This window comes from Maribacter cobaltidurans (genome assembly GCF_002269385.1).
Lineage (GTDB): Bacteria > Bacteroidota > Bacteroidia > Flavobacteriales > Flavobacteriaceae > Maribacter > Maribacter cobaltidurans.
The window spans coordinates 4,215,313-4,236,154 of sequence record NZ_CP022957.1 but is presented as its reverse complement, the minus strand read 5'-3'; the positions used below and the strand labels follow the sequence as shown (position 1 = coordinate 4,236,154).

The following is a 20,842-nucleotide window of genomic DNA, read 5'->3' as shown; positions in this document are numbered from 1 at the left end:
TACGCACCGTACACAATCCGTGGTTCATATGAAAACGGAAATGATATTACGTCAAGAAACTAGAAACGACTACCAAGATGTCTTCAACGTAATTGAAAGTGCTTTTAAAGACGCTGAATTTGCAGACAACACTGAACAGTTTTTAGTCGAAGGATTAAGAAAATCAGACGCTTTCATTCCTGAACTATCAATAGTAGCGGAAATTGACGGAAATGTAATTGGACATATTCTATTGACGAAACTTAAAATCAAGAATGAGTCGGCTGAATTCGATTCATTGGCGTTGGCACCTGTTTCTGTATTACCTGAATTTCAAGGAAAAGGAATTGGTGAAAAACTAATACTTGAATCGCACAAAAAAGCAAAAGAATTAGGGTATAAATCAATCGTTCTTTTAGGACACGAAAAATACTATCCTAGATTCGGATATGAACAAGCGGATAAGTACGGAATAGAATTGCCATTTGAAGTTCCGAAAGAAAATTGTATGGTAATTGAATTGGTTGAAAACGGACTGAAAGGAGTAAATGGAATGGTTGAATATCCGAAAGAGTTTAATGTATAAAAATACGACACCAAAACAAAGGCTATAAATGATGTCGACTACGCTCAGCTTTCATGAAATGTCTGCAACTAATCAAATACCCACAGTTAGCTATAATGTATTACCACATTCTAGAAAACAAAGAAAATGAACCAATCTGAGCTCTTAATTTTAAATTTCACAGAAATACGGAGAAGAAGTATAAAGCTTTGGAACGGACTGCCTGTAGACTATTATAATTGGAAACCTGACGCAAAAGCAATGAGTGCGTCAGAAATGATAAGACACGTTTTGGAGGCTGATTATGGCTGGAATATTATTATTAATCAAGGAGATATGACAAATTATACAACACCTTGGAAAAACCGTCCATTCATAAACCTAAAAAATGAACTTGAATTTGCCGAGCCTTTTAGAATAACATTTTTGGAAAGTGTTAGACAATTTTCAGATAAGCAATTAAACGAAACCGAAATCGTTCACCCAGGAAATGGAGACAATAAAATTCTTGCAAAATATTTATTACGGATTGGATATCACGAATCTGTTCATGCAGGACAATTCTTGTCGTATTTAAGAGCAATGAAAATTGATAGACCAAAAATATGGGATTAAAAGAACTCTCAAGCCAACAATAAATAACCGCAACGTATTTACTGATATTGATTTTTTAAGTAGTTCATCAGTCCCTTCGCTCTAGTTTGCGGATGGACTACTCTTCGACTTCGCCCAGAGCGAAAATCCACTAGGAATTGCCAACATCTCTGCGTAACGGAAAATAATCACTAACTTAATCCGTGACAGACGGTTATACAAACCGTTGTGCTTCATTATGACCAACCAATAACCAATGATCAAATTCTTTAGACGGATCCGGCAAAAACTGCTCTCTGAAAATAAATTCAGTAAACATCTGATTTACGCCTTTGGTGAAATAATCCTTGTTGTCATCGGAATTTTGATTGCGTTGCAAATCAATACATGGAACCAGGAACGAATAAATTCCCTGGAAGAGCAGCGTATATTTCAAGATCTTTCAGAGGAATTGGAATTCAATAAATTTCTTCTACAGTATGGAAGTAACACGATGTTGGAAGTACTTGCTGCCACTGAACGAATATTGTCCAGAATCAACGATATTGAATACAATTATAGCGAGAAAATTTTTAATCAAGATTTAGATAAACTTACGTGGGTTTGGGTTTCGGGAAGACCTACCACGCTGTATGATGTACTTAGTGCTTCGGGCGATTTCAAGCTTATTTCTTCTCCCGTACTCCGTAAAAAACTGGCTGACTTGAAACGCAATCAGGAGTCCTTGATAAAGTTTGAGGAAATTCAAAACCGCTTTGTGGACGAACAAGTACGACCATTTTTAAATCGGAATACAGATAGGACCAAAGTGAGATCTGTATTTAACAATGGGGCAAAAAGAGTAACTATTCACCATAACTCCGTTTTCCCTTCCAACTCCGAGAAGTTATTTCAAAACAGGGAATTTGCAAATCTCTTGACCGATCTTAATTTTTTTACTTCAAGAATCGAGGTTAACTATAAACGGCTACATATGGACATTGCTCAAATAGATTCAATAGTCCATGCCAAATACCCTGACTTGGAGCCAAAAAAATTCAATCCATATTAAATGGAATTCTTCAAATTTAAAATGATGAATTAATTAAAACGAAAGGTGACAATTTGTATATGTAATGACTTTTTCTCTCCTCCTTATAGCCGAGAATCTTTTGCTACGTTAACAGAAACCTCAAACCAATGATAAAATTCTTTAGACATATCCGGCAACAACTGCTCTCTGAAAGCAAATTCAGTAAATACCTTCTCTATGCAATTGGTGAAATTATTTTGGTGGTCATTGGAATCCTGATTGCGCTTCAAATTAATAATTGGAATGAAACCAATAAAATGAATACAAGGGAACTTACTTTATTGAATGAATTAAAAACGAATCTTAAAATAAATATTGCAAATCTTGAAAACGATATTGATAAGCAGGTTAAGAGTGTTAGAAGCTTTAGTTACATATTAAATCTTCCCAATAGTAATCTACCGTATAGTGATTCCATTCCAAGCTATTTGTCCGATATAGATTATGCACCAGACGTTATTTTGGTTTCTTCGGCATTTCAAACCTTAAAATCTTCCGGACTAGAATTAATCCAATCAGATAGTTTAAGAATAGAAATCGTAAATTTATTTGAAGTGGATTACCCAAAACTCATGCAAGAAACTAGAAGGATTGAAGACCAACTTTGGTCAGCTGTGGTAATCCCACTTTTCCAAAAGCATTTGAGTAACAATAATAGCGGTTGGATTCCCAATGATTATGATAGTTGGTTAAAGGATAAAGAGTTTTTTAACATGGTAAGTTTTAGAGATAATCTAAGGAAAAGTTCAACCAATTATAAGGAAGTAGCAGTGGAGCAAACAAAAAATGTGATTTATCTTATTGAAAAAGAGCTGACAAGGAGAGAATAAAGAAAGTGCCACAATATGTGTCATGTTCATTTGGAGCATAAGCTTACAAAGCCATATACACGCACGGTTGTGCGTCAGTATTTCCCGCTCTATGGGTCAAATATTTATCCTACCTTTCTAGAAACCAATAACCAATGATAAAATTCTTTAGACGTATTCGGCAACAATTACTCTCAGAAAATAAATTCAGTAAATATCTGATTTACGCCTTTGGTGAAATAATCCTTGTTGTTATTGGAATTTTGATTGCGTTGCAGATCAATAATTTAAATGAATCTAGGAAGCAAAGTGAACTAGAGCAAGACTATCTATTTGCATTAAAAAAGGAATTTGAGAACAACCTGGTCGAAGTAAATCGTGTAATAGACCTAAATACCGACCTAATAAAATATGCTAAGGAATTATCAAGGTATACTGGGCCGAATACTCCCGAAATAACGGAAAAGGAATTTGGAAAACTATTTTTTGGCGCAGTGAATTCAGAAGTTCAATATCGTCCTGGCTCTGGAGTAACCAATGAAATAATAAGTTCCGGTAAACTGAATATTTTTCAAAACAAGGAACTAAAAAATGCACTGGCCACGCTCGATGGCCTAATGCTAAGAATACGATTTCAAGAAAATAATGAGTTGTCCAAACATAGGGATGCCTTATTGGATTTTGGACAGGATAAAGTGAGTATGCGTAGAATGGTTTTTGATGCTTACGGTGAAACGTTTGGCATAGACAGGGGCAAGTTTTTAGACAGTAACTTACATCTATTGCGTTCAATAGAATTCGATAATCGACTTGTGGGATTCATTGCTACTTCTGGCTTTTTAGAAGGGAGATACGTCGAACTCAAACAACAAATAGAGCAAATAATAGCCATTATTGACAATCAAATTAAATAACGAAGGTTGAACTATATATATGATGTTCATTGTGAACATAAGCTCACAACACCATGTGGACCCACCGTTGAAGCAAAATAAATAGTTTATGATTAGTAATTTTATCATACATCAGCAAGCCCAAAAATACCAATGGTCCGGTGATTGCTTCTTGTCCGTAAAATCTTTCTATGGAGACAAGGCTGATTATCAAGTGAAACAGCGTGAATATCAAGTTGACCAAACCAATTTTCTTGTATTAAACGAATGCACCAAATATCGCTTGAATATAGATAGTGCTAAAGAAACCGAATCTTTTTGTGTGTTCTTCTCCCCTGAATTTGTTTCGGACGTAGTTTCAGGTTTAAATGCTACAGACGAACAATTGCTTGATTTAAATGTGAAACAGCACCAGGGCATCAAGCTATTTGAAAGAAACTACCACCATAGTGGAAAGGTCTCCGAATTACTAAAAATAGGCCGGAAGAAATCCAATCTTGGAATGGATGAGCTTGAAAAGGATGAATTTTATTATCAGCTACTAAATGCCATATTACTACAAAACAATACTACTTTACTTGACACCCATCGATTGACTTCAAAAAAGAAAGCTACTCGGGAAGAGCTTTATCAACGGGTTCTGTTCGTCAAGGATTTTATAGACTGCAATTATCATAAAAATTTAAGATTACAAGAATTGGCAAACATCGCTCTGCTATCAGAAAATCATTTATTACGGAATTTTAATCAAATTTTTGGCGTCACACCATTCCAATACATTTCAAATAAAAGAATTCAAGAGGCCAAACGTCAACTATTGGAAACTGACAAAACCATAAAAGAGATTACTTTTGATATTGGCTATTCAAGCCTTGGCAACTTTAGTAATTATTTTAAGAATATTGTTGGTCAATCACCAAGTGAATTACGAAAAGGTGATATGTAGTAATTCAGGCAAGGGTTTTATCCTTTCTTTTGGAGAAAAGATAGTATTTTGAAAACGTTAATATCCTTATTTTTATTCACCCTAATCGGTCTAACACTTAAAACAAATGAGATGCTTGAATTACTCAAAACGCATATAAAAAATAAAGAAGAAGACAAAGCCATATCCCTTATCAAAGAAAATTCTGATGTCTTAAGTCTTAAAGATGAAAATGGTAGTTCAGGTCTGATGATGATTGCCTACAGTGGACTTGAAAAAGCTTTTGAGCAAGCCATAGAGTTAAGGAAATCATTTTCATTTTACGAAGCTATTGTTTGTGGCAAGACTGATATTGTAAATGATTATTTGAATAAACCTGGCTTTGACTTGTTAAATACGCATTCCAATGATGGTTTCACACCGTTGTCCTTAGCTGCTTTTTTCAATCAGACCAAAATCGCAAAATCATTGGTTGAATTAGGGGCCGACCCAAATTTATCGGCTACAAATCCATCAAAGGTCAATGCATTGCATGCTGCTATGGCAAAAGAGAACTATGAACTTTGTAAGCTATTCATTGAAAACGGAGCGGATGTAAATGCAGTTCAAATGCAAAATGTGACCCCTTTACATTCCGCAGTGCATAGAGGAAATTTGGACTTGGTAAAACTTCTTATTGAAAATAATGCATCAATTACAATGAAAATGGACAATGGCGATACTGCCTTGATCATTGCCGAACGTGAGGGACATGAGAACATAACGAAGTACCTTTTGAATAAATAGAACCGAACAGGTAACGTTCTAACAAATTATAAAATTTAGGTTACTACAAAATAAGGAATGAAACCAAATCCACAACTCAAAAAAATTCTCGGAACGTTGATTGACTATCCTTTAACTTTGCTCAAGGCACACTGAATCCAACAGTAATTGTTCAAACCTGTACCTGTCCTAAAATTATCCCGTAAACGACAGTTAAACAATACACCTCAATTACCAAATACCTTTCTTAATTTTTCTTTGGATTATAGATGATAATTATCTGAACCAGTACGGCAAGAAAGATCAGTACATAGATTTCAAGTTGGGTGAACAATTCTACAGTGTCCACGGCCTTTTTACTAATATTCATTTGACGGCTACCTTCTCTCAACTGAATTTGTGAAAGGTCGTAAAGATTTTCTTTGACATCATCAATACTTGATTGGAGTGGTTCTTTTTGTGTCTTACCGGATTCAACAAATTTAGCTTCTTGAGCTTCCAATTCCACTAGATTTTCTTTGAGATCATCAAAGACCTTTGCCTCTTCTTTGGTCAATTTGGTTTCTTGATAGCGAAGAATCAAATTTTGAATCTTGTCATCTATCCCCGTAGCTCTACCAGAATAATAAGTGGAATCTTTCCGTACCATGGCAAGTTCCTTTTCCTGTATATATCGAGCAATTTCAAAAATAATATCCTTGACTACCAGGCGATCCTCATAAATGGTGGTAACGGAATCCCTAACCCTTAAGAAATTATTTCGGTCGATGAGATTTGTAGCAATGATCAATACAAAAATCATTAGTATTCCCAAAACCCACTTAATCTTGCCAAGTACTGTCATATTAAATTATTTGAAAGTTGTTATTTAAAAATACGAAAAGGATTTTCAATTACATAGGCCTATACTAAACCTATGGATTAATTAAATATCACTAGATCAATTTGAGTACAGGTAACATTTATCTTCTTCAAATAGAAACAGATAGTAAATTAAGGTGATATGGACTCAAAGTATTTTCATAGTATAGTAGTGAAAGCAGGCGAATACTTCTTATAGAAAAGTAGTTTATGTCTAAAATCAAAGAACAATTAAATTAGTAAATTTCCAGTCGTTAAGAAATTAGAAAATCCATATGGGGAAAAAGTTACCAGGAATAGGTTCCGAACAAAGGTCGTTTATTGAAAATCAGCATATATTCTTCGTTGGGACGGCCGCTTCTGATGGCCGAGTGAATATATCCCCAAAAGGAACCGATAGTTTTAGGGTTATCAATGAAAATAAAGTAGTTTGGTTAAACTTGACCGGGAGCGGTAACGAAACGGCGGCACATCTTATCAAAAACAATAGAATGACCATTATGTTCTGTGCCTTTGAGGGAAAACCCATGATATTAAGACTTTACGGAAACGCAAAAATTTTTCACAAGCGTGATGAAGGATTTAAAAAATACGCCCATTTATTTCCCCCGAATGCGGGAGCCAGACAAATTATAGAAATGCAAGTGGATTTAGTTCAAACATCTTGTGGCTTTGCCGTACCTTTTATGGATTACAAAGAGGAACGCACCACCTTAAACCTTTGGGCTGAAAAACAGGGCGAGGAAAAAATTAGGGAATATTGGAAAAACAAGAACACCCAAAGCATTGACGGATTCGAAACGAAGATTTTAAAAGAATAAATAATAAGATTTGTAACACCAAAACAACCAACAAAAAAATGAAAAAACTATTAAGCATTGTCCTAATTTTCGGCCTAGTATGTTCTTGTGATTCCAACAAAAAGAAATCCGTGCCCAAAGCTGAGCCCCAAGCCCAGAATGATTGGATCGTCCTTTTCGATGGAATATCGACCAATGCCCTAAGAGGGTACGGAATGGACGAATTTCCTCAAGAAATCTGGTATGTCGAAAATGAGGCTTTAATTGCCAATCCGTATACGACCAATAGGGATTTGATTACAAAAGAGCGTTTTAAGGATTTTGAATTGGAGTATGAGTGGGCCGTGGATACTGCCGCCAATTCCGGAGTTTTCTTTCATATGCAAGAAGACTTGACCATGGAATCTGGAAACGGAAACAGTCCCAATTGGTTGGACAATTATGAACTACAGATCTTGGATGACGAGAATTTTTATGACACCCTCGCTGTGCGGTCCGCTGGTTCCCTGTATGATTTAATCAAACCCGTAAACAAAGAATTGAAACCCATTGGAGACTTTAATACAGCCAAACTTATTCATAATAATGGCCATGTTGAGCATTGGTTAAATGGAAAAAAAGTGATTGATTTTACTATGGACAGTCCGGAAATGAAGGAATTACTGGGGCAAAGCAAGTTCAAGGAAAATCCAGAGTTTCATTCGGATAAGGAAGGGCACATCATGTTTCAACATCATGGACAGCGGGTATATTTTAAGAATATTAGAGTAAGGCGACTTGAACCTTAAAATACTCTAAATTGCTTATTTCTTGCGCTTCATCAATTCGGCTTCAATATCCTTCAAGGTAAATCCTTTCGCCTGTAATAGAATCAAATAGTGAAAAAGTAAATCGGCACTTTCGTAAAGAAACAGGTCATCCTTATTGTCCATGGCCTCTATAACGGTTTCAACTGCCTCCTCCCCTACTTTTTGTGCAATTTTGTTGATGCCCTTTTCAAAAAGGGACGCCACATAAGAGGTATCTCCTTTGGCCGCTTTCCTGCGTTGCGCAATCGTATTTTCCAATTCTGAAAAGAAACCGAAACTAGAAGTGTTTTCCTCGTTCCAACAGGTATCGCTTCCGGTATGGCAGGTAGGTCCAACCGGATCGACAGAAATCAAAAGCGTGTCGTTATCACAATCATTCTTGATGCTCACCACGTGTAGAAAATTTCCGCTTTCCTCGCCTTTGGTCCATAGACGCTCCTTAGTTCGGCTATAAAACGTAACCTTTCCACTTTCTTGAGTCTTTTGCAAGGCTTCTTCGTTCATATAGCCCAACATGAGCACATTTTTTGTTCTGGCATCTTGGATGATGGCAGGAACAAGTCCGTTCGTATTCTTTTTAAAATCAACTTTCATGTGATAGTTCTATTTGGCCAGTGCAAATTTCACGGCCGCATTTGCATGTATTTGTGTAGTATCAAAGGTAGGAATATTGCTATGTTCCTGCTGTATCAATAGCGGGATTTCCGTACAGCCTAAAATTACCCCTTGTGCCCCCAGTTCTTCCGCTTTACCTATAATGGCTTGGTACTCCTTTCTGGAATTGGGCATGATAATTCCTTTTGCAAGTTCCGTATAAATAATGCTGTGAACCAACTCTTGGTCCGCTTCACTGGGAACCATAGTCGTTATTCCAAATTGATTCTTTAGAATATCCTTATAAAAATCAAGCCCCATAGTGTATTTGGTGCCCAACAAGAGAACTTTGTCCAATCCTTGGTCAATAATGGCCTCCCCTGTGGCTTCGGCAATATGTAACAGGGGTATTCCCGTATTTTCTTTTATGCTATCCGCACAAAGATGCATGGTATTGGCACCGATTAGAATAACCTCCGCTCCAGCATTTTCCAATCTCTTTCCAATTTCGGCAAAATCGGTATTTAGAGATTCCCAATCTCCATTACTTTGCTTCTCTGAAATTTCTTGAAAATCCACCGACTCCAGTATTAACTTACAGGAATGTGACTCGCCAAGAGCTTTATTCGCAGCTTCATTTAAATACTGATAATATAATTGTGTCGATTGCCACGTGATACCACCAATAAGTCCAATTTTTTTCATCGATTCCTTTTTGCTTGATTCTAAATTCTAACGGGGATTCCTTCTTTTTTTAATTCCTCCTTTAAATCCCTGATTTTAATTTCCTTAAAATGAAAAACACTGGCGGCCAAGGCTGCATCGGCCAGTCCCAGGTTAAAAGTATCGGTAAAATGCTGAATATTTCCCGCACCTCCGGAGGCTATAATTGGGATGTTCAATTCCCTAGATAATTTTGAAAGGGCTTCATCGGCAAATCCATTCTTGGTCCCATCGTGATCCATGGAGGTAAACAAAATTTCACCGGCGCCACGTTCTTCCACTTCCTTTGCCCATTCAAACAACTTACGTTCCGTGGGCACTTTTCCACCCACCAGGTGCACAATCCACTCTCCATTTATCTGTTTAGCATCGATTGCCACAACAATGCATTGCGAACCGAATTTGGCGACCAAATCGTTGATCAATTGGGGATTCTTAACTGCAGAGGAATTTATGGACACCTTGTCCGCTCCATTCTGAAGTAAAATATCCACATCTTCAACCGAGGATATACCACCACCTACCGTAAATGGAATACTCACCTTTTCAGCTACGTGATACACCAAATCCGCCAAGGTTTTCCTTTTTTGTTCCGTTGCCGAAATATCCAAAAAAACCAACTCATCGGCACCTTCCCGACTATAGATTTCTGCTAATTCCACGGGATCACCCGCATCTCTTAAATCTACAAAATTGACGCCCTTTACAGTTCTGCCATCCTTGATGTCCAAACAGGGTATTATTCTTTTTGCAAGCATTCTTATCGATTGTTCAGCGTGACGTTATTTATTTTTAGTATTCAAATCCAATCCATCATAAAAACCAAGATCCTTATCCCTTAAAAGTTTTACCCAAAAAGCGATTTGGCCTGTGTGGTAGGAAAAATGTTCCACTGCATGCATAATGACCCCTACCCCGGAAAAGGAAAAGCCTTGGACGGAACGAATCTTAACCAGTTGCTCCGGCTTTGCGTCAAAAATGACTCTTTTGGCATCATCCACTGTATTCTCAAGTTTTTTAATCGATTCATCCTTGGTAAGCCCATCTTTGGTTTGAAACTCGGCATCTCTATTTCGCTTATCTTCCATTTCGCCCAAAGAAGAAATAATGTATTGGGTCATATTTCCACATAGGTGAAGGATAAGGTTCCCGATACTGTTGAGGGAATCATTTGGTTTTTGCCAAATCTCGTTATCGGTTAAGTTTTCAAGACTTTTTTTGATCATCCGTGTACTTTCGTCCATCCGGTACAGGGCATTTTTGACCAACTCCTCTATTAGTTGTGATTCCTTATCCATGTTTCAGTATAAAATCTTCCAATTGTTTTAACGTAATTCGGTTTTCATAAATAGCTTTGCCAATTATGGCACCCTCACAACCTAGTTCCGCCAGTTTTGGAAGCTCGTCAAAAGTTGAGATTCCACCTGAAGCGATTAGCTTTATGGGGTTTTCAGATGATGTTTCCTTAAGTATTTTTTCATACAATTGAAACGAGGGTCCTTGTAGCATTCCATCCTTGGAAATATCGGTACAGATTACATAGCGAATACCTTTTTTTTGATATTCCTGAATAAAAGGAATGAGGTCTTCGGTCGATTCTTCCTGCCATCCGGAAACGGCCACTTTTTCTTCCATCGCATCGGCCCCAAGAATTATCCTTTCCGCCCCATGTTCATCTAACCAGCCTAGAAAAATCTCTCTATTCTTTACCGCAATGCTTCCACCGGTAATCTGGTTTGCGCCACTTTCAAAGGCGATTTGCAAATCCTTATCGGTTTTTAAACCGCCTCCAAAATCAATTTTTAATGTCGTCCGTGATGCAATTTGTTCCAAAACTTTATGGTTTACGATATGCTTGGATTTTGCACCATCCAAATCTACCAAATGCAAGTATTGTATACCATGGGCCTCAAACTCCTTTGCGACCTCAAGCGGATTTTCATTATAGATTTTCTTGGTATCATAATCTCCTTTGGAAAGCCGTACACACTTCCCTTCAATGATATCAATAGCCGGAATAATTCTCATTTTTAAAGTAATTTTTGCCTATCGATTGACATCCACAATTTAGAATTCCCAATCTTGTTAAAACCAAATTTTTCATATAAAGAGTGGGCATCCTTTGTTTTAAGTGCAACTGTCTTTAAGTTTTTGATTAATGGATGTTCAAGCATATGTCCGATTAAAACTTTACCATACCCCCGTCCTTGATATTCTTCAAGAATTATTACATCCATAAAGTATCCAAAATAAATATAGTCTGTCACCACCCTGGCAAAACCTATCTGCTTTTTTTCGTGTGTATACATTCCAAAACAAAATGAATTTTCTACGGTTTTTCTCACGTCCATCAAGGTTCTACCATCGCCCCAATATGTTTTGGCAATGAACTCTTGGATTGCTTCAATATCCAGTAATGTTTTATCCTCTGAAATAAAATAATCTGCCATGACTACATGTTTAAGAAATTCCGTAAAATCTGTTCCCCTACATCGCTGCTCTTCTCTGGGTGAAATTGCGTACCATAAAAATTGTTGCTCTGCAAAGCGGCACTGTAATCCATATCGTATGAAGAAGTGGCTATGGTCTGTTTACAAACGGGAGCATAATAACTGTGTACCAAATAAATATGGCTATTTTCCTTTACCCCTTTAAACAATGGTGATTTGAGGTCTGAAATCTGATTCCATCCTATCTGAGGCACCTTAAATTTTTTGGAAAATCGTACAACATCAACATCAAAAATACCTAGGCCATTTGTATTACCCTCTTCTGAACCGTTGCACATCAACTGCATTCCCAAACAGATACCCAAAACCGGCTGGGTAAGATTCGGAATCAATTGGTCCAATTGGCTTTCCCTCAGTTTTTTCATGGCGCTGCTGGCCTCGCCTACCCCAGGAAAAATAACTTTGTCGGCTTGGCATATTTCGTCGGCATCATTGCTTAGAACAGCATCGTACCCCAACCTTTTTATGGCAAACTTGATGCTTTGAATATTACCAGCTCCATAATTTATTATAACAATTTTCATAACACGCCCTTCGTAGATGGTAGCACCATTTTTTCTACATCCCGTTTTACCGCCATTTTAATGCTTTTGGCAAAGGCCTTGAAAATTGCTTCAATCTTATGATGCTCGTTTGTACCCTCTGCTTTAATATTAAGATTGGCTTTGGCCCCATCCGAAAAGGATTTGAAAAAATGATGGAACATCTCCGTAGGCATATCCCCTATTTTTTCGCGTTTAAATTCGGCATCCCAAACTAACCAATTTCTACCTCCAAAGTCGATAGCTACCTGTGCCAAACAATCATCCATCGGTAAACAAAATCCGTATCGTTCGATACCCAATTTATTGCCCAAGGCGTTATAAAAGACTTCCCCTAAGGCAATACCGGTATCCTCAATGGTATGGTGTTCGTCTACTTCCAAGTCCCCGTCTACCTTAATTTTCAGGTCCATTTGTCCATGACGCGCCAATTGGTCCAGCATATGGTCGAAAAACGCTAACCCGGTTTTGATATCGCTTTTTCCTGTTCCATCTAAATTCAACTCGATAAGGATATCCGTTTCGTTGGTTTTTCGGTGGGTAGTCGCCGTTCTATCCTTCAGTTTTAAAAACTCATAGATTTTTTCCCAGTCGTTGCTTTCCAAGGCGATGATATCATCCAATGCTTCCCGTTTTACCGTAATCTCATTGGTCCCCAAATTCGTCTGGTCATTAATAAAAATACCTTTGGAACCTAAATTCTTTGCCAATTCAATGTCCGTTAGTCGGTCGCCAATAACAAAGGAATTTTCAAGGTCGTATTCGTTGGAGAAATATTCCGTAAGGAGTCCAGTACCGGGTTTTCTGGTATCTGCATTCTCATGTGGAAAGGTTCTATCCAAAAAGACCTTATCAAAAACAACACCTTCGTTTTCGAACGATTTTAAAATGAAATTATGAACCGGCCAAAAGGTATCTTCCGGGAAAGAGTCCGTCCCCAAGCCATCCTGATTGGTAATCATGACGAGTTCATAATCCAGTTCCTTGGCGATTTTACCCAAAAAAGTAAATGCCTTTGGATAGAAAATCATTTTTTCAAAAGCATCAATCTGCTCGTCCGCAGTTTCCTTAATGATGGTGCCGTCCCTATCTACAAATAGGACTTTTCGGCCCCCTCCGCCCCCAATGGGGGAACTATTTTTTGCATTTTCTATTTTCATGGTAATTCTTTTAAGGCCTTTATCAAAAATTCATTTTCCCTATGCGTCCCAACCGTAAATCTCAATTTGTTTTCACAAAGGGGCTGGGTAGTTCTATTTCTAATGACAATCCCTTTCTCCAACAATTGTTCATATCTGAGCGACGCATCATCCACTCTCGCAAGAATAAAATTGGCATCGGTTGGATATACTTGTTCAACAAATTGAATGGTTTTCAACGTTTGTTCTAATACCCTTCTTTCTTTAAGGATGTTTTCGACTTCTTTGTTAATTTCCTCCCGATTCAACACCCTTTCCATAGCGCGCTGTTGGGTAAGTTCGTTCACATTATAAGGTGGTTTAATTTTATTTAAGACAGCAATGATTTCTTCCGACGCAAGGCATATACCCAAGCGGATTCCCGCCATCCCATAGGCCTTGGACAAGGTTTGCGTTATCACCAAATTTGGGTATTCGGATAATTTGGCAACCCAACTTTCCTCGGAAGAAAAATCAATATAAGCCTCATCAATAACTACCAGACCATTGAAAGATGACAACAAATTTTCAATTTTGGAAACCTGAAAGCTATTTCCTGTTGGGTTGTTGGGAGAGCAAAGAAATACCAATTTGGTATGTGAATCTACGTTTTTCAAAATAGATTCAACATCTGGCTGAAAGTCATCCATTAATAATACTTCCCTATTTTCAACTACGTTGATATCCGCTAAAACCTTATACATACCATATGTTGGTGGTAAGGTAATGATATTGTCCACTTTTGGTTCACAAAAGGCCCTGTAAAGGATATCCAGTACTTCGTCGCTACCGTTTCCCAAGAGTATATTTTCCTGCCGAACACCTTTCTGTTGGGCCAAGACGGACTTTAAACCTCTTTGTTGCGGATCGGGATATCGATTGACACCATTCTGAAAGGGGTTTTCATTGGCGTCCAAAAAAATCATTTCCGAACCATCCGATACATACTCGTCCCGAGCAGAGGAATAGGGCTTTAGACCTTTTACGTTTTGACGAATCAAATTATTTAAATCGAACACCTTCATATTATGATTTCCCGACTTCGCTCGAAATGGCTTTAGTTATTTCATTCAATCGTAAGGTTACCGCATTTTTATGCGCCTGCAACCCTTCGGCTTCCGCCATTAATTCTATCGCTTTACCAATATTTTGGATACCATCTGGGGTTATTTTCTGAAACGTCATACTTTTCATAAAACTATCAAGATTCACCCCACTGTATTGTTTTGCGTATCCATTAGTGGGCAAGGTATGGTTGGTTCCGGAAGCATAGTCGCCAGCACTTTCCGGAGTGTAATTCCCAATAAATACCGACCCGGCATTCTCCACATTTTCGATAAAAAAGTCCTCATCTTCAGCACAAATAATATAATGTTCGGGTCCGTATTCATTGATCAAATCAACGGCATATTTTTTATCATTTACATAGATGAGTTTGCTATTTTCTATCGCTTTTTTCGCAATTTCCTTTCTTGGTAAATCCTCCAATTGAATTTCTACTTCAACTTCCACTTTATCCAATAGTTCCTTTGAAGTTGAGACTAAAATAACCTGGCTATCCACACCGTGTTCGGCTTGGCTCAATAAATCAGAGGCTACAAAAACCGGATTTGCGGAATCATCTGCAAAAACCAAAAGTTCACTAGGACCTGCTGGCATATCTATGGCCACGCCATATTTGGTCGCTATTTGCTTCGCAACCGTTACATATTGGTTGCCCGGACCAAAAATCTTATACACTTGTGGAACCGACTCCGTTCCAAAAGTCATTCCCGCAATGGCTTGGATGCCCCCTACTTTAAAAATTTTCGTAACCCCGCAAAGTGCTGCTGTATATAAGATAGCGGGATTCACTTTGCCTTCTTTGTTTGGTGGCGTGCATAGAACAATTTCCTTGCATCCGGCCAATTTGGCCGGGATGGCCAACATGAGAATCGTAGAAAACAAGGGCGCAGTACCTCCAGGGATGTAAAGACCCACCTTTTGAATAGGTCGTTTTTCTTGCCAACAATCTACCCCAGGTGCAGTAGTTACGAAAACTCTTTCTGTTTTTTGAGCCTTGTGGAATTCCTCAATATTCCTTTTGGCCAATTGAATGGCTTTTTTCAATTCTTCCAGAACATACAGGCTCGCCTGATTTACTTCTTCTTTGGTCACCCTAAGGGCGTCCAAAGAAACTCCATCAAACTTCTCCGTATACGTTTTCAAAATGGAATCCCCTCCTTTTTTTACTTCGGTAAAAACAGTATCAACAATATCCTCAATATCGGATACGGTCTGCGTAGGTCGTTTAAGTATAGTGGACCACGATTCTCTACTAGGGTTATAAATCTTGTTCATTTTTTTAAATAGCAATTAGCCCTTGGCATATAATTAGTAATAATTTAAAGCTCATAGCAAAATGCTAACAGCCAATAGCCTTTATAAAACCATTTTCTCAATAGGACAAACCAAAATACCTTCAGCACCAACCTTCTTCAATTCATCGATTACCTCCCAAAAGGTATCCTTATCTATTACCGTATGAACCGAGCTCCAGCCTTCCTCAGCTAGGGGCAATACCGTAGGACTGCGCATCCCGGGCAATAACTTTAGTATTTCCTGTAATTTCTCGTTAGGGGCATTCAAAAGCACATATTTTGATTTCCTGGCCCTTAATACGGATTGTATCCTAAACTGTAATCTTTTAAGTATAGCTTTGCGCTCCTCCGTTATTTTTGGGGAAACGGCCAATACCGCCTCACTGGTCAACATCACTTCTACCTCCTTTAAATTGTTCTTGAACAAGGTGCTGCCACTGGAAACAATATCACAAATGGCATCCGCCAATCCAATATTTGGTGCAATCTCTACAGAACCATTAATGATATGAAGCTCTGCATTTACCCCTTTCTCTTTCAAATAGTTGGTAACGGTATTGGGGTAGGACGTAGCAATGCGTTTTCCTTCAAAATCCTGAACGGATTTATACTTGACCGACTTAGGTACCGCCAAGGACACCTTGCATTTTGAAAAACCAAGTTTTTCCGCAATGGAAATGTCGGCTCCCTTTTCTATCAATACATTTTCACCAATGATGGCAACATCCACCACACCGTCCCTTAAATACTGGGGAATATCCCCGTTCCTCAGGTAAAACACCTCCATGGGGAAGTTCCGGCTAGAGGCTTTTAGCTGATCTTTTCCATTGTCAATGGAAATACCACAGTCCTTTAGAATCTGAAGAGAGTCTTCATTGAGTCTTCCCGATTTTTGAATAGCAATCCTAATCTTTGTCATTATTGATTTTTAATTTTAGTTGGCAAATACTATCAGAGCCAAAAACAAAACCCGTTTGATTGCTCAAACGGGTTTTAAAATATGTTTGTAATACTACAATACATTTTTACCTCGCTTGAGAGCAAGTATAAAAATGATGATGTGTATTATTGTTTTTTCTCATTACGACGTAAAAGTAAAATTTAATTTTCTTGTTTAAAAGAATATTTTTGAAAAATAACAATTTATATAAATTAGTTATTTCCTAGAATCAGAGGTAGACCGGATTCTCCCCCACCTATTACGATTACCTTGGCATTTGGGGATTCTGACATACGAAGCGTAGCATCTATACCCTTATCCCTTAAAATTTGATCGTTCAATGAGGCACTCAATATCCTATTCGCATCTGCCTTACCCTGTGCTTCAATCCTAACTTTTTCTGCTTCTTTTTCTGCGGTAATCAATCGAAACTCATATTCCAAGGACTCTTGTTCCTGCTTTAATTTACGTTCTATGGCGTCCTTTATAGTGGGAGGCAAGGTTACATCACGTACCAAGATTTCGTTTAATTGAATGTATTCATCATTTACGATTTTTTTGGTTTCTTCAAATATTTCCATTTGAATGGCATCCCTTTTACTTGAATAAAGCTGTTCTGGGGTATAACGGCCAACTACAGATCTTGCAGCAGATCGTATGGTAGGCAATAAAACACGTTGAACATAATCTTCTCCCTTTTCCTGATGTAATTTGCCCAAGTCGTCGTATTTGGGTTGAAACCAAGCGGATGCATCCAGCTTGATATCCAAACCATTGCTAGAGAGCACGTTCATTTTTTCGAACACCTCTTGTTGCCTTACTTCGTATACAAAAACCTTGTTCCATGGAGCAACTAGGTGAAATCCTTCACCCATGGGTGGTTGGTCCGTTACGACCCCGTTACCAAAAGTTTTGTAGAGTACTCCCGCTTCTCCCGAACCTATGGTCACGGCCGATTTGGATATTAAGATAACTAACACTATAAAGATAAATATTGCCGGTAAGGCAATTTTTGGCAATCTGTCCATTATTGTTCTGTTTAAATTAGTCCGTTATATTTTCTAAGGAACCACTCCAACGTGAAAGCTAAAACGATAATAGCCAAGAGTATCCTGTAGTCTACCAAAGATACGACATTTTCGACGCTTTTCTGCCTAGGAACAAAGGTATCCTTGGTAGCCAGTTCTTCTATTAACTGATTTATCTGTGAGGGAAAAAAAGAGGATCCTCCGGTGCTATTGGCAAGTGCCGCCATTTTCTTATAATCACTTGAAACAAATTGCTTCTCCAAGTCAAAGTCAGAAATTACAAACCTCCCATTTTTGGAAATATTCTCCCCTTCCACATTGATGCTGAATTCGTAATCCCCAGGGGAAAGGTCACTTAAATCCGCTTGATAATACCCGTTCATAATAGCCATTGATCTCTTGGATGAATTAGCATTATCCTTATTGGTTATGGTGATATTCAGTGTTGCATTTGGATCGAACAAATACGCTTGGTCAAAATAAGTAGCCGTTATTATTGCGGCATTACTACCTTCAAACAAATTGTTGTATTCCAGGTTAAGCCTGTCCCTTTTTGAATTTCCTGATAGGTATCTTACCAGTTTTCCCAAAAACGTATCAAAATTGGAAAAATCACCTGTATCTCGATAAGTTTGTGCTCTCCATCTCCATATATCCGTACCTAGCCAAATCCCTTTTCTCCAAGAATTTCCATCCATAATGCTCAGCATAGGAGAATTGATGTTTACCCCTTTAATTTCAGTATCCAACAAAACATCATATGCGGATTGAAACGTTATGGGACCGGCGTCACTGGTCAAAGGAGGAAAACCGCTTATTTCAAAATCGGAAATGTCGAAATTTGAAAAGCCTGGGTTCAATTGACCAAATACCTCTTGGGCCGGATAACCCTGTTCAATGTTAAAATTGTCCTGTGCCTTATTTAAAAAATTGAAGTCGGTATTTACCCCGGTTACAATCAAATGGCTGGATTTATTATTCTTAATATAATCAAATAGGGAACTGAAATTTCTTGTAGGCTCATACAGAATAAAAATATACGTATCATCCCACTTTTCCTTGGGTGAATTCGGTTTCAAAAAATAGACCTTTCGTTGTTCGTTACTTTCAATCGCCTTTTTAAAAGCTCCTAAATCAGGATGAAGAACCTCAGAAACAATCCCAACATTAGTCTTTTCATCAATAACTTCAACCGTAGTTTCCCTTGTGTTGTTAACGGTATTTTTTTCCGATGGAATTTGTTCAGCACTTACCACCAATTTTTTCAGCCCAACAGTATTAGCGTCTATTAATGTTTCTATACTTTTTAGATTATTGGATTCCGATAAACGTATTTGCTCTGAAAAGACGGTTTGATTCCCTACCCTTATAGTTACTTTAGTGGATATTTCACCACTTCCCTGATATCTTACATAGGTTTCCAAGGGAAACTTATTGTTTAGAAAGGCATAGGTATTCGTGTTTATTGGACCGATGCTCACATCTTCGTACGCCGTAGTATCCCCCACAGTTAAGGTATAAACCGGTTTGCTTGTGTCCGTGATATACGCATAATCCCTTCCTACATTTTGGTTTCCATCCGAAATGAGAAGCACGGTACTTTGCTTTCTGCGGTATGCTTCGTTTAAACTTGAAAGTGGTTTGTATATATTGGTGAGTTTGTCAGTAAAGGATAAACTATCCGTAGGTTCGAGGTCTTCACCGAAGGCATAGTGATTGATTATAAACCGATTTTTGAGTTCATCAGCATTATCCAAAGAGGACAGAACAGATTTAATGTCCTCTTCACTATTCTTTACGGAAGTAGAATTGTCCGTCAACAGGGTCAAAACCGATTTCTCAACAGTATAGGTAGTTTTTGAAAATTTGGGATTGATCAAGAGCAATAAAATACCAAAAACTCCTAAAAACCTAAGAAAGGCGAGTGTTATGTAAAGTTTACCCCGATTTTTATTCTTGAAAAAATAGTGAAACAGTGCTACAGATATGGCCACGATAGTAGCCAATAAAATAAGTAGTACTGTTTCAGTTTGCATGAATCTATCAAGGTATTTACAACGGTAATTCCAAGGGAAACCTTGGACGGAAAGTATGGGCTATGTTAACATGCCACCGTCCACATTAAGTACTTGCCCGGTAACATAAGCCGATAAATCCGAGGCGAAGAAAAGGCATGCATTTGCTATGTCCTCTGTGGTTCCTCCCCGCTTCAAGGGTATTCCATCCCTCCAACCTTGAACGGTTTTTTCATCCAGCTTCTCGGTCATTTCCGTTTCTATGAAACCCGGGGCAATAGCATTACAACGTATATTTCTCGAGCCCAATTCCAACGCTACTGATTTAGTAAACCCAATCATACCAGCCTTGGAAGCTGCATAGTTGGTCTGTCCTGCATTTCCTTTTACCCCTACCACACTGCTCATATTGATAATAGAGCCTTTCCGTTGTTTTAGGAATGTACGCTGTGTGGCTTTGGTCATATTAAAAACAGACTTCAAGTTGATGTCCATTACCGTGTCAAAATCGTCCTCGGACATGCGCATCAATAAATTGTCCTTGGTAATACCTGCGTTATTGATCAACACATCGATTACACCGTCAAAATCCTTCAACACCTCCGTTACGAGCGTTTCGGCCTCGGCATAGCTTGCCGCGTTGCTTTTATACGCCTTTGCCTTTACACCCAGGGCACTCAGCTCCTTTTCCAATTCCAAGGCAGGGCCCTCACTTGAACTATAGGTAAAGGCTACATTGGCCCCATTTTCTGCAAACACTTTAGCGATGCCCTTTCCTATACCTCGGCTAGCACCTGTAATGATAACATTTTTTCCCTCTAACAGTTTCATTTAATTCTTATTTGTAACGACGTTTATCAAATATAAGTTTTGTTTAATA

At 38.1% G+C, this 20,842-nt stretch carries 24 protein-coding genes; 9 read left to right on the top strand and 15 right to left on the bottom strand.

All coding sequences use genetic code 11. From position 1 onward, the window contains the following. Positions 1-28 precede the first annotated feature (28 nt). The 7 genes from CJ263_RS19085 (at position 29) to CJ263_RS19055 (ending at position 5,623) form a co-directional block, all read left to right on the top strand. Positions 29-565, top strand: coding sequence for a GNAT family N-acetyltransferase (locus tag CJ263_RS19085; protein ID WP_229702454.1), 537 nt, complete (start codon positions 29-31; stop codon positions 563-565). A 126-nt stretch (positions 566-691) separates the two neighbouring features. Beyond that, entirely contained in the window at positions 692-1,159 is a 468-nt protein-coding gene (locus tag CJ263_RS19080) for a DinB family protein (protein WP_094998728.1), read from the top strand. Positions 1,160-1,394: 235 nt separating this feature from the next. Beyond that, positions 1,395-2,189, top strand: a complete 795-nt coding sequence (locus CJ263_RS19075; RefSeq protein ID WP_158657200.1) for a hypothetical protein — start codon at positions 1,395-1,397, stop codon at positions 2,187-2,189. Positions 2,190-2,317: 128 nt separating this feature from the next. Then, on the top strand, positions 2,318-3,040 hold the full coding sequence (locus CJ263_RS19070; protein ID WP_094998726.1) for a DUF6090 family protein: 723 nt from the start codon (positions 2,318-2,320) through the stop codon (positions 3,038-3,040). Between the two features lie 134 nt (positions 3,041-3,174). Next, on the top strand, positions 3,175-3,933 hold the full coding sequence (locus CJ263_RS19065) for a DUF6090 family protein (RefSeq protein WP_094998725.1): 759 nt from the start codon (positions 3,175-3,177) through the stop codon (positions 3,931-3,933). 88 nt (positions 3,934-4,021) lie between these two features. Then, complete coding sequence (locus CJ263_RS19060; protein ID WP_094998724.1) at positions 4,022-4,858, top strand: helix-turn-helix domain-containing protein; 837 nt, start codon at positions 4,022-4,024, stop codon at positions 4,856-4,858. A gap of 111 nt (positions 4,859-4,969) precedes the next feature. Then, the gene (locus CJ263_RS19055) at positions 4,970-5,623 is read left to right on the top strand and encodes an ankyrin repeat domain-containing protein (RefSeq protein ID WP_158657199.1); all 654 of its coding nucleotides are present in this window, start codon (positions 4,970-4,972) and stop codon (positions 5,621-5,623) included. A 226-nt stretch (positions 5,624-5,849) separates the two neighbouring features. Here the strand turns inward: CJ263_RS19055 and CJ263_RS19050 are convergent, their stop codons facing one another. Next, complete coding sequence (locus CJ263_RS19050) at positions 5,850-6,446, bottom strand: MCP four helix bundle domain-containing protein (RefSeq protein ID WP_094998722.1); 597 nt, start codon at positions 6,444-6,446, stop codon at positions 5,850-5,852. A gap of 292 nt (positions 6,447-6,738) precedes the next feature. Here CJ263_RS19050 and CJ263_RS19045 point away from each other — a divergent pair, with 292 nt between their 5' ends. Continuing rightward, positions 6,739-7,284 (top strand): pyridoxamine 5'-phosphate oxidase family protein, encoded by a 546-nt coding sequence (locus CJ263_RS19045; protein ID WP_094998721.1) that lies wholly within the window; start codon positions 6,739-6,741, stop codon positions 7,282-7,284. A 38-nt stretch (positions 7,285-7,322) separates the two neighbouring features. Continuing rightward, positions 7,323-8,051: a 3-keto-disaccharide hydrolase gene (locus CJ263_RS19040; protein ID WP_094998720.1), complete on the top strand. Its 729-nt coding sequence runs from the start codon at positions 7,323-7,325 to the stop codon at positions 8,049-8,051. 15 nt (positions 8,052-8,066) lie between these two features. On the opposite strand, the gene hisIE is transcribed toward CJ263_RS19040, so the two are convergent. The 14 genes from hisIE to fabG form a co-directional block, all read right to left on the bottom strand. Further along, positions 8,067-8,666 (bottom strand): bifunctional phosphoribosyl-AMP cyclohydrolase/phosphoribosyl-ATP diphosphatase HisIE, encoded by a 600-nt coding sequence (gene hisIE / locus CJ263_RS19035; RefSeq protein ID WP_094998719.1) that lies wholly within the window; start codon positions 8,664-8,666, stop codon positions 8,067-8,069. Between the two features lie 9 nt (positions 8,667-8,675). After that, positions 8,676-9,371, bottom strand: coding sequence for an aspartate/glutamate racemase family protein (locus tag CJ263_RS19030; RefSeq protein ID WP_094998718.1), 696 nt, complete (start codon positions 9,369-9,371; stop codon positions 8,676-8,678). 20 nt (positions 9,372-9,391) lie between these two features. After that, a complete protein-coding gene (gene hisF / locus CJ263_RS19025; protein ID WP_094998717.1) occupies positions 9,392-10,147 on the bottom strand; it encodes an imidazole glycerol phosphate synthase subunit HisF in 756 nt (251 codons plus the stop codon). Positions 10,148-10,171: 24 nt separating this feature from the next. Beyond that, positions 10,172-10,687 (bottom strand): DinB family protein, encoded by a 516-nt coding sequence (locus tag CJ263_RS19020; RefSeq protein ID WP_094998716.1) that lies wholly within the window; start codon positions 10,685-10,687, stop codon positions 10,172-10,174. Further along, positions 10,680-11,417 carry a 1-(5-phosphoribosyl)-5-[(5-phosphoribosylamino)methylideneamino]imidazole-4-carboxamide isomerase gene (gene hisA / locus CJ263_RS19015; RefSeq protein ID WP_094998715.1) on the bottom strand — a complete coding sequence of 246 codons (738 nt, stop codon included), beginning with the start codon at positions 11,415-11,417 and terminating at the stop codon, positions 10,680-10,682. The genes CJ263_RS19020 and hisA overlap by 8 nt, the downstream gene beginning before the upstream one ends. Before the next feature lie 2 nt (positions 11,418-11,419). Next, a complete protein-coding gene (locus CJ263_RS19010; RefSeq protein ID WP_094998714.1) occupies positions 11,420-11,839 on the bottom strand; it encodes a GNAT family N-acetyltransferase in 420 nt (139 codons plus the stop codon). A 2-nt stretch (positions 11,840-11,841) separates the two neighbouring features. Beyond that, positions 11,842-12,423, bottom strand: coding sequence for an imidazole glycerol phosphate synthase subunit HisH (gene hisH, locus CJ263_RS19005; RefSeq protein ID WP_094998713.1), 582 nt, complete (start codon positions 12,421-12,423; stop codon positions 11,842-11,844). Continuing rightward, positions 12,420-13,601 (bottom strand): bifunctional histidinol-phosphatase/imidazoleglycerol-phosphate dehydratase HisB, encoded by a 1,182-nt coding sequence (hisB, locus tag CJ263_RS19000; protein ID WP_094998712.1) that lies wholly within the window; start codon positions 13,599-13,601, stop codon positions 12,420-12,422. Before hisB ends, hisH begins: the two co-directional genes overlap by 4 nt. Next, the gene (hisC, locus tag CJ263_RS18995; protein WP_094998711.1) at positions 13,598-14,644 is read right to left on the bottom strand and encodes a histidinol-phosphate transaminase; all 1,047 of its coding nucleotides are present in this window, start codon (positions 14,642-14,644) and stop codon (positions 13,598-13,600) included. Before hisC ends, hisB begins: the two co-directional genes overlap by 4 nt. 1 nt (position 14,645) lies before the next feature. Further along, a complete protein-coding gene (gene hisD, locus CJ263_RS18990) occupies positions 14,646-15,959 on the bottom strand; it encodes a histidinol dehydrogenase (RefSeq protein ID WP_094998710.1) in 1,314 nt (437 codons plus the stop codon). Between the two features lie 81 nt (positions 15,960-16,040). Continuing rightward, positions 16,041-16,898: an ATP phosphoribosyltransferase gene (gene hisG / locus CJ263_RS18985; RefSeq protein WP_094998709.1), complete on the bottom strand. Its 858-nt coding sequence runs from the start codon at positions 16,896-16,898 to the stop codon at positions 16,041-16,043. 233 nt (positions 16,899-17,131) lie between these two features. Next, positions 17,132-17,947, bottom strand: coding sequence for a prohibitin family protein (locus CJ263_RS18980; RefSeq protein WP_094998708.1), 816 nt, complete (start codon positions 17,945-17,947; stop codon positions 17,132-17,134). Between the two features lie 11 nt (positions 17,948-17,958). Next, complete coding sequence (locus CJ263_RS18975; protein ID WP_094998707.1) at positions 17,959-19,983, bottom strand: hypothetical protein; 2,025 nt, start codon at positions 19,981-19,983, stop codon at positions 17,959-17,961. 60 nt (positions 19,984-20,043) lie between these two features. Further along, positions 20,044-20,793 (bottom strand): 3-oxoacyl-[acyl-carrier-protein] reductase, encoded by a 750-nt coding sequence (gene fabG / locus CJ263_RS18970; RefSeq protein ID WP_094998706.1) that lies wholly within the window; start codon positions 20,791-20,793, stop codon positions 20,044-20,046. Positions 20,794-20,842: the final 49 nt, after the last annotated feature.